This is a genomic window from Neobacillus sp. YX16 (assembly GCF_030123505.1).
Taxonomy (GTDB): domain Bacteria; phylum Bacillota; class Bacilli; order Bacillales; family Cytobacillaceae; genus Neobacillus.
In genome coordinates this window covers 4,623,146-4,637,967 of record NZ_CP126115.1, presented here as the reverse complement: position 1 = coordinate 4,637,967, position 14,822 = coordinate 4,623,146, and the positions used below count along the sequence as shown (strand labels likewise).

At 37.3% G+C, this 14,822-nt stretch carries 16 protein-coding genes and 1 pseudogene; 14 read left to right on the top strand and 3 right to left on the bottom strand.

Annotated elements, in window-relative coordinates:
• The first annotated feature begins 15 nt into the window (after nucleotides 1–15).
• The 6 genes from aroE to QNH48_RS22900 are packed head-to-tail and all read left to right on the top strand — an operon-like array spanning nucleotide 16 to nucleotide 3,389.
• Nucleotides 16–855 carry a shikimate dehydrogenase gene (aroE, locus tag QNH48_RS22925; protein WP_283952138.1) on the top strand — a complete coding sequence of 280 codons (840 nt, stop codon included), beginning with the start codon at nucleotides 16–18 and terminating at the stop codon, nucleotides 853–855.
• The gene (gene yhbY, locus QNH48_RS22920) at nucleotides 849–1,139 is read left to right on the top strand and encodes a ribosome assembly RNA-binding protein YhbY (RefSeq protein WP_283952137.1); all 291 of its coding nucleotides are present in this window, start codon (nucleotides 849–851) and stop codon (nucleotides 1,137–1,139) included. The genes aroE and yhbY overlap by 7 nt, the downstream gene beginning before the upstream one ends.
• Before the next feature lie 13 nt (nucleotides 1,140–1,152).
• Nucleotides 1,153–1,722, top strand: coding sequence for a nicotinate-nucleotide adenylyltransferase (locus QNH48_RS22915; RefSeq protein ID WP_283952136.1), 570 nt, complete (start codon nucleotides 1,153–1,155; stop codon nucleotides 1,720–1,722).
• Nucleotides 1,712–2,281, top strand: coding sequence for a bis(5'-nucleosyl)-tetraphosphatase (symmetrical) YqeK (yqeK, locus tag QNH48_RS22910; RefSeq protein ID WP_283952135.1), 570 nt, complete (start codon nucleotides 1,712–1,714; stop codon nucleotides 2,279–2,281). The genes QNH48_RS22915 and yqeK overlap by 11 nt, the downstream gene beginning before the upstream one ends.
• Nucleotides 2,281–2,637: a ribosome silencing factor gene (gene rsfS / locus QNH48_RS22905; RefSeq protein WP_095250108.1), complete on the top strand. Its 357-nt coding sequence runs from the start codon at nucleotides 2,281–2,283 to the stop codon at nucleotides 2,635–2,637. The genes yqeK and rsfS overlap by 1 nt, the downstream gene beginning before the upstream one ends.
• Entirely contained in the window at nucleotides 2,634–3,389 is a 756-nt protein-coding gene (locus tag QNH48_RS22900; RefSeq protein WP_283952134.1) for a class I SAM-dependent DNA methyltransferase, read from the top strand. Before rsfS ends, QNH48_RS22900 begins: the two co-directional genes overlap by 4 nt.
• Nucleotides 3,390–3,451: 62 nt before the next feature.
• Here QNH48_RS22900 and comER read toward each other — a convergent pair whose 3' ends face one another.
• Nucleotides 3,452–4,276 (bottom strand): late competence protein ComER, encoded by an 825-nt coding sequence (gene comER, locus QNH48_RS22895; protein ID WP_095250110.1) that lies wholly within the window; start codon nucleotides 4,274–4,276, stop codon nucleotides 3,452–3,454.
• Nucleotides 4,277–4,363: 87 nt separating this feature from the next.
• On the opposite strand from comER, the gene QNH48_RS22890 reads away from it, so the two are divergent.
• The 3 genes and pseudogenes from QNH48_RS22890 to QNH48_RS22880 all read left to right on the top strand — a co-directional run bounded on the left by QNH48_RS22890 (nucleotide 4,364) and on the right by QNH48_RS22880 (nucleotide 7,936).
• Complete coding sequence (locus tag QNH48_RS22890; protein ID WP_283952133.1) at nucleotides 4,364–4,999, top strand: helix-hairpin-helix domain-containing protein; 636 nt, start codon at nucleotides 4,364–4,366, stop codon at nucleotides 4,997–4,999.
• A 79-nt stretch (nucleotides 5,000–5,078) separates the two neighbouring features.
• Nucleotides 5,079–5,525, top strand: a pseudogene (locus tag QNH48_RS22885) (ComE operon protein 2); the annotation flags it as partial.
• A gap of 77 nt (nucleotides 5,526–5,602) precedes the next feature.
• Nucleotides 5,603–7,936 carry a DNA internalization-related competence protein ComEC/Rec2 gene (locus tag QNH48_RS22880; RefSeq protein ID WP_283952132.1) on the top strand — a complete coding sequence of 778 codons (2,334 nt, stop codon included), beginning with the start codon at nucleotides 5,603–5,605 and terminating at the stop codon, nucleotides 7,934–7,936.
• Between the two features lie 72 nt (nucleotides 7,937–8,008).
• Here the strand turns inward: QNH48_RS22880 and QNH48_RS22875 are convergent, their stop codons facing one another.
• Nucleotides 8,009–8,143, bottom strand: a complete 135-nt coding sequence (locus QNH48_RS22875) for a YqzM family protein (RefSeq protein WP_095250114.1) — start codon at nucleotides 8,141–8,143, stop codon at nucleotides 8,009–8,011.
• A gap of 310 nt (nucleotides 8,144–8,453) precedes the next feature.
• On the opposite strand from QNH48_RS22875, the gene holA reads away from it, so the two are divergent.
• On the top strand, nucleotides 8,454–9,470 hold the full coding sequence (gene holA / locus QNH48_RS22870) for a DNA polymerase III subunit delta (RefSeq protein ID WP_283952131.1): 1,017 nt from the start codon (nucleotides 8,454–8,456) through the stop codon (nucleotides 9,468–9,470).
• 48 nt (nucleotides 9,471–9,518) lie between these two features.
• Here the strand turns inward: holA and rpsT are convergent, their stop codons facing one another.
• Nucleotides 9,519–9,779: a 30S ribosomal protein S20 gene (rpsT, locus tag QNH48_RS22865; RefSeq protein WP_283952130.1), complete on the bottom strand. Its 261-nt coding sequence runs from the start codon at nucleotides 9,777–9,779 to the stop codon at nucleotides 9,519–9,521.
• A gap of 225 nt (nucleotides 9,780–10,004) precedes the next feature.
• On the opposite strand from rpsT, the gene gpr reads away from it, so the two are divergent.
• The 4 genes from gpr to lepA all read left to right on the top strand — a co-directional run bounded on the left by gpr (nucleotide 10,005) and on the right by lepA (nucleotide 14,736).
• On the top strand, nucleotides 10,005–11,129 hold the full coding sequence (gpr, locus tag QNH48_RS22860; protein ID WP_283955860.1) for a GPR endopeptidase: 1,125 nt from the start codon (nucleotides 10,005–10,007) through the stop codon (nucleotides 11,127–11,129).
• A gap of 94 nt (nucleotides 11,130–11,223) precedes the next feature.
• On the top strand, nucleotides 11,224–12,414 hold the full coding sequence (spoIIP, locus tag QNH48_RS22855) for a stage II sporulation protein P (protein WP_283952129.1): 1,191 nt from the start codon (nucleotides 11,224–11,226) through the stop codon (nucleotides 12,412–12,414).
• Nucleotides 12,415–12,433: 19 nt separating this feature from the next.
• Nucleotides 12,434–12,760, top strand: coding sequence for a YqxA family protein (locus QNH48_RS22850; RefSeq protein ID WP_283952128.1), 327 nt, complete (start codon nucleotides 12,434–12,436; stop codon nucleotides 12,758–12,760).
• A gap of 140 nt (nucleotides 12,761–12,900) precedes the next feature.
• Nucleotides 12,901–14,736: a translation elongation factor 4 gene (gene lepA, locus QNH48_RS22845; protein ID WP_283952127.1), complete on the top strand. Its 1,836-nt coding sequence runs from the start codon at nucleotides 12,901–12,903 to the stop codon at nucleotides 14,734–14,736.
• Nucleotides 14,737–14,822 lie beyond the last annotated feature (86 nt).

The following is a 14,822-nucleotide window of genomic DNA, read 5'->3' as shown; positions in this document are numbered from 1 at the left end:
TGGGGGAGAAACAGGGTGAAGAAACTTTTTGCGGTTTTGGGAGATCCAATTGGCCACTCGATGTCACCAATTATGCTCAATGATATCTTATCCTATTATGAAATCGATGCTCATTATCATCCTTTTCATGTTCGAAGAGATGAATTAGAAACAGTTGTTAAGGGACTAAAGGCGATTGGTATATCAGGCTTTAATATAACGATACCTCATAAAAGCACAATCATTCCTTTTTTAGATGAAATTGATGAATTAGCTTTAAGCATTGGGGCAGTTAATACGGTTGTAAATGAGAACGGAAAATTGGTCGGCTATAATACAGATGGATATGGGTTTATTAAGGGATTAAATCCTTATATGACATCTTTTTCTGACAAGAAAGTATTGGTTATTGGTGCTGGAGGGGCGGCAAGAGCGATTTATTTTACAATGGCGAAAATGAAGCCTTTGGCAATTGATATTGCGAATCGAACTGTCCTTAAAGCCCAAGAACTCCTTGATGCATGTCCATATGAATCAAGCTCAAAAGCCTTATCTTTAGAGGAGGCAGAACTTTATTTGAATGAATATGATGTGGTGATTCAGACGACGATGATAGGGATGTACCCAAAAATTTCGGAAATGCCAATTAGCCTAAAACTTTTAAAGTCCCAATCCTTGGTTTGTGATATTATTTACAACCCGTTAGAGACCCAATTTTTAATGGAAGCAAGACAAAAGGGAGCAACTGTTCAAAATGGAGTTGAAATGTTTGTTTATCAAGGAGCGCTTGCTTTTGAGAAATGGACAGGAATATTCCCAGATGTAAAAAGAATGAGAGAAAATGTACTACAACAGCTTGGAGGCGTGAAATGTTAACAGGAAAACAAAAAAGATATCTACGATCGAAAGCCCATCATTTAGATCCCATTTTTCAAGTAGGAAAAGGCGGGGTAAATGAAAATATGGTTAAGCAAGTGGCGGAAGCGCTAGAGGCAAGAGAACTTTTTAAGATAAGTGTTTTGCAAAATTGTGAAGAAGATAAAAACGTTGTCGCAGAGCAGCTTGCTAAGGGAACAGATGCAGACATTGTCCAAATTATTGGAAATACCATTGTCCTATACAAAGAATCGGTAGAAAAGAAACAAATTACACTTCCATAAGGAGAGATTCGTCATGCCGAAGGTTGGGATATTGGGAGGAACATTTGACCCGCCTCATTACGGCCACTTGTTAATCGCTAATGAGGTACTCTCCAAACTTAATCTTGATGAAGTATGGTTTATGCCAAACCAAGAGCCTCCTCATAAGAAGAAATCAGAATCAGTTGAAAATCAAGAACGCTTGCAAATGCTGGAGCTCTCAATCAAAGGGAATGAAGCATTTAAAATTGAAAAAATTGAGTTCGAAAGATCGGGTCCTTCATTTACTGTCGATACCATGCGGATATTAAATGAAATGTATCCAAATCATCAATTTTATTTTATCATCGGTGCGGATATGATAGAGTACCTTCCTAAATGGCATAAAATTGACGAACTGATTGAACTTGTCCAATTTGTTGGTGTTGAAAGACCTGAATACAGCTCAAAAACGGATTATCCAATCACCTACGTGGATGTTCCTGCAATCGATGTCTCTTCAAGTATGATTAGAAAGAGAGTACAACAAGGCATGACGGTACGCTATTTATTACCCGACTCGGTAATTGATTTTATTAGGGAGAATCATTTATATGGAACGTGAAGAGGCATTAAAAATTGTTAAAGACCAATTAACAGACCATAGATATCAACATACCTTAGGAGTCATGGAAACGGCTATTGCTTTGGCGGAACAATATGGTGCTGATGAAAAAAAAGCAGAAATGGCTGCAATCTTTCATGACTATGCAAAATTTCGACCTAAGGATGAAATGAAACAAATTATTTTATCGCAAAAGTTCCCTCAAGATTTACTTCACTATCATGCTGAGTTGTGGCATGCTCCAGCAGGGGCTTACTTAGTCGAAAAAGAAGCTGGGATAAAGGATAAGGAAGTACTGGATGCGATCCGTTACCATACATCAGGAAGGCCAGGAATGACTCTGCTGGAAAAAGTAATTTATTTAGCAGATTATATTGAACCTGGCCGCCATTTTCCAGGGGTAGATGAAGTCAGAGCCTTAGCCAAGGAAAATTTGGACACTGCATTAATACAAGCAGTTAAAAATACAATACTATTCTTAATGAGAAAGAATCAACCGGTTTATCCGGAAAGCTTTCAAACATATAATGATCTCGTAATGAAGCGGAGGATTGATTAATGTCTAATCAAGAGTTATTAAAAATTGCAGTAAAGGCTGCGGATGATAAAAGAGCTGAAGATATTCTAGCTCTCAATATGCAGGGGATTTCCTTAATTGCCGATTATTTTATTATTTGTCACGGAAACTCTGACAAACAAGTACAGGCAATTGCAAGAGGAATTAAAGAAAAGGCAGAAGAAAATGGATATAATGTAAGAAGAATGGAAGGCTTTGATGAAGCCACATGGATCTTAATTGACCTTGGTGATGTGGTTGCACATGTATTCCATCGTGATGAAAGAAGTTACTACAAGTTAGAACGCTTATGGGGCGATGCACCTTTAGAGGATATTCGCAGTGAGCTGACAACATGAGTTATGAGCAGTTTGCCTATTTATATGACGAGCTCATGCAAGATGCTCCATACGATGAATGGGTTAGATTTGTAAAAGAAAAAGTGAATAAATATCAAGTAAATGGTAACCATTTACTTGATTTGGCATGTGGTACTGGAGAGCTCTCCGTTCGTTTTGCTCAGGAGGGCTTTTCCGTTACTGGTGTAGATTTGTCTGCCGATATGCTTAGTGTTGCACAGGCAAAAGCACAGGAAGAAGGATTGAATATTCCTTTTTTTGAGCAAGATATGGCATATTTAGAAGGACACGAAGAGTTTAATATTATTGGGATTTTTTGTGATTCCTTAAATTACCTGAAATCTGATGAAGACGTGATACATACTTTTTCGAGTGCTTTTAGTCATCTGAAAAATAGCGGAATATTCTTCTTTGATGTCCATTCTACTTATAAAATTTCTGAGCTTTTTATCAATCAAACCTTTACATTAGCAGATGATCATTTATCCTACATTTGGAATAGCTTTGCCGGTGAATTTCCAAATAGTGTAGAACATGAACTGAGTTTTTTCATATTAGATGAACAGTCTGGAAAATATGATCGTTTTGATGAACTTCATTACCAAAGAACCTACCCTGTTCAACAGTATTCTGAATGGTTAAAAGAGGCAGGCTTTGAAATCCTCGAGATTTGTGCAGATTTCGAGAATATTGAGCCGCAGGATCATTCAGAAAGAATATTTTTTATTGCAAGAAAAAAGCCATCATATTAAAATTGATGGCTTCTTAAAATTATTTTTAAAATAAATAAAGGAATTTGACTAACCTTGGCGAATTAATGCTTATAGAACTGCAAGTTAACTTTTTCTATGTCTTCATTAAATTTTGTATGTGTGGCTTGGAAAATATGTTCAAAGAGATCTCCAAGCTCTTCCTCCATTACCTTAATGCCCTCACCAGTAATACCACCCTTAACACAAACTTTTTCTTGTAACGAAGGTAATGTATAATGGCCTTGTTTTAATAACTCTCCCAGGCCGACAATCATTTCACTTGCCATTACTGTTGCTCTTTCTTGATCAATATCCGTTTCTTTTACAGCTGCAAGGATAAAACGCTGCAATAGATAACTGAAAAATGCTGGACCACAGCTAACGATATCAGAAGCCACTCTTGTTATATTCTCCTCAATACTTACTGGAATCGAAATCTTCGCAAACATACTTTCCACTTTTGTTTTCCAATTTTCACTGCAATGTTCACCGTATGTTATCAGTGAAACTCCCGCTAATGCACGGTTTGTAATGCTTGGAATAACCCTTATTACTGAACAGGCTGTCTTTGCTTCAAGTTGACTTGTATCAATAGGACTTGTAATGGAAATAACACATTTTCTATTATTTAAATGTGGGTTAATTTCATTAATAATGGTATAGACATCTAAGGGTTTAACACAAATAAACACTAAATCGGATTGAGATGCCACTTCAGCCGCATTTTCCCCAACCCTTATTCCCTTATATTTATCTTTAAGCAGCTTCGCTTTTGTTTTTGTTCTATTTGTAATAACCATTGAAGAAGGGGAAACTGCTTTTCCATCGATTAAAGCCTCAACCAAAATAGTCCCCATATTACCGGTACCAATGATACCAATTTTCATTATTCCGACCCTCCTTCGCATGCAGATTCTCTAATAACAATATGAAATATGATAGTGAAATATACCAATTGAAAGGATGGATTACTTATGAAGGACTGGATGTATGAGCATAAAGTTTATGTGATCATTACTGTCATGATAGCTTTTGCTGCCATTTTCTATTTCTTAGAAGAAAGTAAATCTTCTGTAAGTGACGTAGAAAATATTGTCCCGCAAGAAATAAAGGAAGAGAAGGATATTCCCCAAGTACAAGAAGAAATTCAAGAACCTGAAATGATTATGGTTGATGTGAAGGGGCAGGTTACCATGCCGGGTGTATATTCAACAAGTCAGGGCGAAAGGGTAATAGACGTTATCCATCGTGCTGGCGGGCTAACTGAAAACGCTGATGAGAGCCAGGTGAATTTTGCTGAACATGTACAGGATGCCATGGTTATTTATATCCCCGCAAAGGGAGAGGCAGGAATTAACGTACCTGCAGGAACAACTGTTAATCCTTCGAACACTGGCGGCGGTACAGGTAAAGAAGCAAAAGTTAATGTAAATAAAGCAGATGAAACACAGTTGCAAAACCTTCCGGGAATTGGTCCTTCAAAAGCGGCAGCGATTACGGAATACAGAGAGACAAGCGGTCCGTTTAAGAGCGTTGAAGATTTGAAAAATATTAGCGGAATTGGTGATAAAACTTTTGAGAAGCTAAAGGATCTAATTACAATCCAATAAGAAAACTCATTGACCATTTAAAGTCTAAGATATTACACTTAAGAGAGAGAAATATCGAAATTTGGAGGAGTTGGAGAAAGTGGAACGCATTTCGTGGGATCAATATTTTATGGCTCAAAGTCATTTGCTGGCGTTAAGAAGTACCTGCACGCGGCTGACAGTGGGCGCGACAATTGTTAGAGATAAGAGAATTATTGCCGGTGGTTACAACGGTTCAATCGCTGGTGGAGACCACTGTATTGATAAAGGCTGTTATGTCATCGATAATCATTGTGTAAGGACGATACATGCCGAAATGAATGCCCTCCTGCAATGTGCCAAATTTGGTGTCCCCACAGCTGAAGCGGAAATTTATGTTACCCATTTTCCATGCCTGCAGTGTTGTAAAGCCATAATCCAAGCTGGGATTAAGACAGTCTATTATGCAGAAGATTATAAGAATCACCCTCATGCAGTGGAGTTATTCCAACAAGCAAATGTAAATACCGAAAAGGTAGAATTAAAAGAATCAGTGATTGATTTTCGTAAGATAAGTCAATAATCCCCCATAATAACGCCGGTATAACCGGCGTTAAAATACTCCCCAACAAATTGGAGAAAACCATGAATAGTAAATGCTTCTTTTTTGCAATTGCGGCCATATTAGGAGTTTTAACCTCACTTTTCTTTTATCTCCCTTTCTTACTTTGCTCCATTATTTATTTTTATCTCCTTTATACGTTTAAGAAGTATTCTAAACAACAAATGTTTATTGTCATCTGCCTCTTTCTTACTTTTTTTCTCACCGGTCACCATACGATTACCCATAATAAGACTAGGCTGCCGGATTCACTGACAACCTTTTATCTACAATATACGGAAAATACCAAAGTTGATGGCGATTTGCTCCAGGTTATCGCATTGGATATAAAGAATAAAGAAAAGCTTTTAATACGATATAAAATTAAAACAGAGGCAGAGAAAAAGGCGCTAAAAGATACGAATTTTTATGGACGTTTATGTCATGTAACGGGAGTATTAACAGAAGCTTCTATTGCCAAAAATCCAAACGCCTTTAACTACCGGAAATATTTAGCTGAAAAACAGATTTATAAAATAGTGGAATTAGAAGATCACCCACTTAATAAATGTACTGAAGTTAAATCAACTCCATTAACCATGATTAAAGAAGTACGTTTTACTGGCATTAAATACCTCGAAAAAAATTTCCCTTCAGAAATTGCCGCTCTATCAGCTGCATTAATATTTGGAGATAGAAGCATGTTTGATCCTGAGGTGCTGATAAATTATCAAAAAACGGGCATTGTTCATTTATTGGCAATATCGGGTCTTCATGTTTCCTTATTAATCGGAATGGTTTTTTATTTAGGAATTAGAATCGGATTGACTAGGCAGTTTATGATGAATTTTCTTCTCGTTCTGTTGCCGATATATGCGATATTAACAGGTGCTTCACCTTCGGTTATTCGTGCGGTGTTAATGATCTTCCTTGTTTTATTGGTTGTAAGATGGAAGAAGCAAATAAAATTGTCACCAATCGATGCCATTAGCCTTACCCTATTGATTTATGTATTATTTTCTCCTTTGATTATTTTAGATGCAGGCTTTCAGTTATCGTTTTCAGTTAGCTATGCCATTATTTTATCTGTCACTAATATTTTCCCGCGGTATCAAGAAAGTATTTCAGCAATGGTTGTCACCTCCATTATTGCTCAACTAGCAGCTTTGCCGATTTTACTGTATCATTTTTTCGAAATTTCTTTTATAAGTATTGTTGCTAACCTTCTCTATATTCCTCTCTTCTCGTTTGTATTTCTCCCTGGATTATATATCTTGTATTTCATTCAAATAATATTTGGTGATACTCCTTCAATTCTGATTAACTTATTTATGAAAATTATTACCTTAGCCAATGCCCTTATTGAAAAACTTGCAGACCTATCTTTTGCCCAACTTGTAACCGGAAGACCAAATATCCTTCTCTTCATAATTTATATGGTAATCATCCTCGCCATTTTTCTAATATGGGAAGCGAGTTTTCAGCAAAAGAGGAAAATCATTGTCATTTTTTTAGCGTTTACCTTGATTACCTTCCAGACCATCTGGAATTGGGCCAATCCGTTTGGGGAAGTCACAATGATTGATGTTGGCCAGGGAGATAGTATTTTAATCCATTACCCATTTGGTAAGGGTACCTATTTAATTGATACGGGAGGAACCATTCAATTCGAAGAGGACGAATGGAAAAAGGCAGCAAAACCATTTGAAGTAGGGAGAGATGTTGTTGTCCCTTTTTTGAAAGGAAAGGGGATAAGGAAATTAGATAAACTTATTCTTACACATGGTGATACTGATCATATTGGCGGCACTCTTGCACTTTTAAAAGAAATAGAAGTTACACAAATATTAATGCCATCAGTTGCTGAATTATCAAAATCAAAGTTAACCATTATTCAGGAAGCAAAAAATAAAGGTATTCAAGTTGTTATGGTCGCTGATGGGAGCCAATGGGAAAATGAAAAGAGCACATTCTATGTTCTAAGTCCTGAAGCAAATTTTCAAGGTGAGCGGAATAGTGGGTCGATTGCAATTATGGCGGAAATTGGAGGGCTTAATTGGTTTTTTGGCGGCGATCTTGATCAGGAGGGAGAGGAAAGGATAATAAAGAAATATCCTGATTTGCATATAGATGTACTGAAGGCAGGACACCATGGAAGTAAAACATCAACAAGTGAGGTATTTATAAATAAGATAAAACCTGCTATCTCATGGATTTCAGTTGGTGAGCATAATCGTTATGGTCATCCGCATAGCGAGGTGTTAGAACAACTTGGGAATACAACTGTATACAGGACGGATGACCATGGTGCGATCACCTATAGGTTTTATCAGGAGAGTGGAACCTTTTCTTCGGTTTTACATAAGATAAAGCAATAACCTATCAGAAAACGTAAAAGAGACTGTAAGGTTTACAGCCTCCAAGAACAATTATGTAGCAGTGCATTTAGATTAGGATCCGACAACTTTAATAACGGTTGCAATAATAAACATTAGAGCAAAAACACCAAAAGAAACAACAAAACCTACTCCAGAATCAATTGCGTCGTTGCGTTTAGTTTGCACATTCTTTTCAAATTCATTCATAGTATACCCCTCCTATTTCACATAATAGTATAAGCTTTTTTACTTAAAAAATCCAGCATGCTTTTAATATCTACTTCCTATATTGACAAGAGTTGACACAAATACTTTAAAGCAAAAAGGTGACACTAAATTTACACAAGTAACTCCGCCAAGCAATTAAAAGATCCTAGGGCTTTAATTGCAGGCGTTCATTATAGATCGGGAATTGGCGCTTTCTAAGAAAGCTGTCAATTCCCTTTTAATACTTGTCAAAATGTCCAAGCTTCATTACGATAGATAATGGAAAGTGAATCGAAGGGGAGCTTGGAAAATGGTATTAGATATTTGGAAACAAATTAAACAGCGGGAAATTGCTCCCATTTATTTATTATATGGTACAGAGGCATATTTAATCAATGAAACGAAGCAATTGCTGCTTAATCAGGTTTTAGATGAAGAGGATAAGGATTTTAACTTTACTGCGTATGATTTAGATGAAACGCCTATTGAAACTGCTCTAGAAGACGCAGAAACCTTTCCTTTTTTAGGTGAGAAAAAAGTCATCTTTTTACATAATCCTAAGTTTTTAACCGCTGAGAAGACAAAAGATAAAATGGAACATAATCTAGCGCGGCTTGAGTTGTATTTAAAAGAACCTGCCCCCTATACAGTCTTAGTTATATCGGCGCCTTATGAAAAGCTCGATGAACGAAAAAAAATTACCAAAGAACTAAAAAGGACAGCAGTTACAGTAGAAGCAAAGAAGTTGAATGAGTACGAATTGAAAAATTGGGTGAAGGAAAGAGCAAAAAAAAATGGAATTGTTTTCGACCCGGATGCACTTGAACTCCTGATTACGCTTGTGGGTACAAATATGTTTATGATTACAAGTGAAGTTGATAAATTAGCTTTGTATGCTGCAGACGAAAAACAAATTAATGCTTCTATGGTAGAAAAATTAGTGTCGAGATCCCTTGAGCAAAATATTTTTACGTTAATTGAGAAGGTAGTGCAAAGAAGACCAGAAGACGCACTTAGAATATATTACGATTTATTAAAGCAAAATGAGGAACCGATTAAGATTTTAGCACTGCTTGCGGGCCAATTCAGGCTTATTTATCAGGTGAAGGAGCTCTCAAGGAGAGGTTATGGTCAACAGCAAATGGCCGGTTATTTAAAGGCTCATCCATTCCGGGTAAAGTTAGCTGCTGGACAAGCTAATCAATTTACAGATGAAGAATTAACTAACCTTATGAGCATGCTGGCGAATGCTGACCTTCAGATGAAAACGGGCGGCATGAATAAATCACTACTAATTGAGCTGTTATTGTTCAAAATAAAAAGGTAGACATAAAAAAACGATTCCAATCAGGAATCGTTTTTTTATGCTCTCTTATTATAGAGTGTTAGCTTTTTTAGCAAGACGTGATTTTTTACGGGCAGCAGCATTTTTATGGATAAGTCCTTTAGCAGCAGCCTTGTCTAGTTTGCTAGCAGCAGTAGAGAATGCTTCTTTAGCTGCAGGAGCATCGTTAAGAGTTACAGCAGCTTCTACTTTCTTGACAGCCGTACGCATTGCAGATTTAGCAGTTGTATTTTGAGCATTACGAGCTTCGCTTGTTTTTACACGCTTAATAGCAGATTTAATGTTAGGCATTACTTTCACCTCCTACAAAGAATCGAGACTATATGAACTCGACTTTACATTCATTCACAATTATTCAGAACAAGTGATATTTTATCAAACCAAACCTTATTTTGCAATACTAGATTATTTACATATAAGAATAAACTTGAATGTTTTAGCGGAAAAGGGGCAAAAATAGGAAGAAGTTTCTAGTTTTAAATAATCGATGGGAGCGATAAATAATTTATGGACAACATGAATGCCAATATTGACTTAAGCCAGTATTCAATTCGAACGGATTTAGCGATTGAAGCGAGAGAAATGGTAATTGCTGATAGGGAAGGCTTAGTTCAACAGGGGGAGAACCTCTCGCAAATTGAAGGAGTCATTATTAAAGAAAAAGATATAGATGATATAAAAATCTCCTTAGTAGAAATCACAGATGCAGGAGCACAACAGCTTGGCAAAAAAGCAGGACGCTATTTAACCCTCGAAGTACAAGGGATTAGGCAGCAGGACACTCCTTTACAACAAAAGGTGGAGGAAATTTTCGCCAAAGAATTTGCTCACTTTCTAGAAGGAACAGGGATTAAGAAAGATGCCTCTTGTCTCGTAGTTGGTTTAGGAAATTGGAATGTTACTCCAGATGCACTTGGTCCAATGGTCTGTGAGAACCTCTTAATCACCAGGCATTTGTTTCAATTACAGCCAGAAAATGTTGAGGAAGGCTATCGTCCGGTTAGCTCCCTAGTTCCAGGGGTAATGGGATTAACAGGAATTGAGACGAGCGACATAATCTTTGGAGTAGTCGAAAAAACTAAACCTGATTTTGTCATAGCTATTGACGCATTAGCAGCTAGATCGATTGATAGGGTGAATTCTACCATCCAAGTTTCGGATACAGGCATTCACCCTGGATCTGGAGTAGGAAATAAAAGAAAAGAATTAAGTAAAGAAACACTAGGAGTTCCAGTCATCGCTATTGGTGTTCCGACTGTTGTTGATGCTGTTTCGATTACAAGTGACACGATTGATTATATCCTGAAGCATTTTGGCAAGGAGCTTAAGGAAGGAAATCGTCCTTCAAGAGCCCTCGCACCAGCGGGAATGACTTTTGGGAAACGAAAAAAACTTACCGATGATGATCTTCCAGAAGAAAAGCACCGTCAGACCTTTCTAGGGATGATTGGAACTTTAGAAGAGGAAGAAAAACGTAAATTAATATATGAGGTACTTTCCCCTTTAGGTCATAATCTAATGGTTACCCCTAAGGAAGTGGATGTATTTATTGAAGATATGGCCAACTTGATTGCGAGTGGGTTAAATGCATCGCTTCATAGTAATGTTGATCAGGGAAATGCAGGTTACTACACAAGATAATGTTTAAGAGACCACCTCACAATTGCGAATAATGGTTCTAGCAATTCTAGTAATGTCATAAGTATTTACTAGAATCGAATTGAGAGGTGGAACCATGAAATCTACTAGGAATTCTGGATTGTTTTTGACGGTGCAAGGGACGAATCTAATAAAAGTAACCTCTTTTATTTTGTTGTTTATGCTTTTGGTGTTTTCCATCAGTGGGCTGTTAACATCATTAAAGCCCCAGTTTAGACCAATGTCTAATTCTGTTAATACAGCTGCAAATCAAGTAAATGGAAAAATGCTCTACCAACTTATGGCTTGGGAGAATCATCATTTCTTATCTATTGAAGATAATTTAACAGCGAGCCCTAAATTAACCAACTTAATTTTCAAGCTATCAAGCAATATTAATTTAAATGACCCAAGAAGTCTTTTAGGCCGGGAGCTTCCAGGATTTGCTCAGTTTGATGGGAAAATACTCGTAGCTGGTCAAGGTTCAAATTATACGAACATGCCATTTGAATCCTCACCTCCTTTAGAAATAATGAAAGCAGAACGAGAAGCGTCATTGCAAAATATTGAAGGTATTGACAAAGGAAACGAGGATGATATTCCTTCGAATCCCTCACTTACAACAGGTGATAAAAAGGTGGTCCATCTTTACTTTACTCATAATCGTGAGTCATACCTTCCCTATTTACAGGGGGTGACCGATCCGAATCTTGCCTATCATTCACAATTGAATGTCACCAAGATTGGCGATCAGTTGAAGGAAAGCTTAGAGGCTAGAGGCATTGGAACTTCTATTGATAAGACTGATATTATGGGATCCGTGAAAATGGCTGGTACTTACCAGAAATCTGGTGAATTAGTCCAAACGGCAATGGCTCAAAATCGTGAATTGGAATACTTTATTGATGTCCATAGAGATGCACGCCGTAAAGATAAAACGACGGTTATGATAAATGGCAAGGCATATGCACAGTTGGCTTTTGTTATTGGCGGGAAAAATCCAAATCATGAAAAAAATGAAAAGTTAGCACGTGATTTGCATAATCTTCTTGAAGAGAAATACAAGGGATTGAGCTGGGGAATTCACATGAATCAGGGTGCCGGGCAAAACGGTGTCTATAATCAAAATTTGTCTGAGAATGTAATTTTAGTGGAATTTGGCGGTGTGGATAATACTTTCGAAGAGTTAAACCGTTCAGCTGACGCACTTGCAGATGTCTTTAGTGAATATTTCTGGCAAGCAGAGAAAGTTAATTCCGATGGTGAGCAATCCACGGATAAACAATAGAAGTAAAGGAGCATGTCCAATGAAAATGTTCATGCTGAAATTTTTTTGTATCTTAGCCATTATGTTTATATCGGTTTTAGCTGGGATGCAGCTGGCGAATGACGGTATTCATAAAATGAAGGGCTACGACGATCCGAATTTTCAAAATGCTGTTGCTATTAATGACAATGGTGAGCATGTAAAAGCTACTTTTTTGGGAAATGAAATATCGAGTCATGACATAGATGAAAAGAAAAAGAAGCTTGAGGAAATAAGTGCCTTTAATATTTTTTCCTCGATGGGTAAGAAGGTTTCAGAAGGTGTTTCCAATGCTTCGGAACAACTTATCAATCTTTTAACTAAATAATATTTCCAGCGGTGTCCTATCATGGAAACCGCTATTTTTAATTATAAGAACCCGCCATCCAGTTTTAATTGAATCTTATTTCCCATACTGATATAATCAAAAATAGTGTAATTGTGCGAGTTATAGTAGGAGTGAAATACATGAACAGAGAAGAAAAACTCAAAAGACAATCAAATATAAGAAATTTTTCGATTATAGCCCATATTGACCATGGGAAATCAACATTAGCAGACCGTATCCTAGAAAAAACAAATGCATTAACTTCCCGTGAAATGAAGGCTCAACTTTTAGATTCGATGGATTTAGAAAGAGAACGCGGGATTACGATAAAGTTAAATGCTGTCCAATTAAAATACAAAGCAAAAGATGGTGAAGAGTATACTTTCCATCTGATTGATACACCTGGGCACGTCGATTTTACTTATGAGGTTTCTCGAAGCCTTGCTGCTTGTGAAGGTGCTGTTTTGGTCGTTGACGCCGCACAGGGGATTGAAGCACAAACCTTGGCGAACGTTTATCTTGCATTGGATAATAACCTTGAAATTATACCGGTTATTAATAAAATTGACTTACCAAGTGCTGAGCCTGAAAGAGTCCGTAATGAAATTGAAGAAGTTATTGGACTTGATGCCTCTGAAGCGGTTTTAGCGTCTGCCAAAGCGGGAATAGGGATTGAGGATATCCTCGAACAGGTGGTAAAAACTGTCCCTGCTCCAACTGGTGACCCTGATGCTCCATTAAAAGCACTAATTTTTGATTCTCTTTATGATGCTTATCGTGGTGTAGTGGCCTACATCCGAGTTGTTGAAGGCAGCGTCAAAGTAGGAGATAAAATTAAAATGATGGCAACCGGTGCTGAATTTGAAGTAAATGAAGTAGGTGTATTTACACCAAAATCGACGCTGGTCGATGAGCTAACCGTTGGGGACGTTGGATTCCTTTCAGCTTCAATTAAAAATGTTGGGGATACAAGGGTTGGGGATACCATTACAAATGCAAAAAATGGTTCAACAGAACCCCTTCCAGGTTACCGTAAATTAAATCCAATGGTGTATTGTGGTTTGTACCCAATCGATACTGCAAAATTTAATGATTTACGTGAAGCATTAGAGAAACTGCAGTTAAATGATTCTGCGCTTCAATTTGAGCCGGAAACTTCTCAAGCCCTAGGCTTTGGTTTTCGCTGTGGGTTCTTAGGACTTCTTCATATGGAGATTATTCAAGAGCGGATTGAGCGTGAATTCAAAATTGATTTGATTACAACAGCTCCAAGTGTTATCTATGATGTACACATGACAAATGGCACTCAAATAAAAGTGGATAACCCTTCAAATCTTCCGGATCCACAGAAAATTGACCATGTTGAAGAGCCATACGTAAAAGCAACAATGATGGCTCCAAATGAATATGTCGGTGCGATAATGGAGCTGTGTCAGCAAAAGCGTGGTATTTTTATTAATATGCAATACCAAGGTGAAAACCGTGTAAACATCATCTATGAAATTCCGTTAGCAGAAATTGTTTATGATTTCTTTGATCAGCTTAAATCTAGCACCCGAGGCTATGCGTCATTTGATTATGAATTAATTGGCTATAAACCGTCTAGCTTGGTTAAGATGGATATATTGTTAAACGCTGAAAAGGTAGATGCCTTAAGCTTTATCGTTCATAAAGATTTTGCCTACGAACGCGGCAAAGTCATTGTTGAGAAGCTAAAGGAATTAATCCCAAGGCAGCAATTCGAAGTTCCTGTCCAAGCCGCTATTGGTCAAAAAATTGTTGCTCGTTCAACCATTAAATCCATGGGTAAAAACGTATTGGCTAAATGTTATGGGGGAGATATCTCCCGTAAACGAAAGCTTCTCGAGAAACAAAAAGAAGGTAAAAAACGGATGAAACAGGTTGGTTCTGTTGAGGTCCCACAAGAAGCCTTCATGGCTGTCCTAAAAATGGATGATAACAATACAAAAAAATAAAAAACGAAAAAGGGAGGGTAGGATGAGTCTATTAATAGGCAAAGTCCAGCCTCTTTTTTACTAGAAAAAAATGTCTAGCTGCAGCG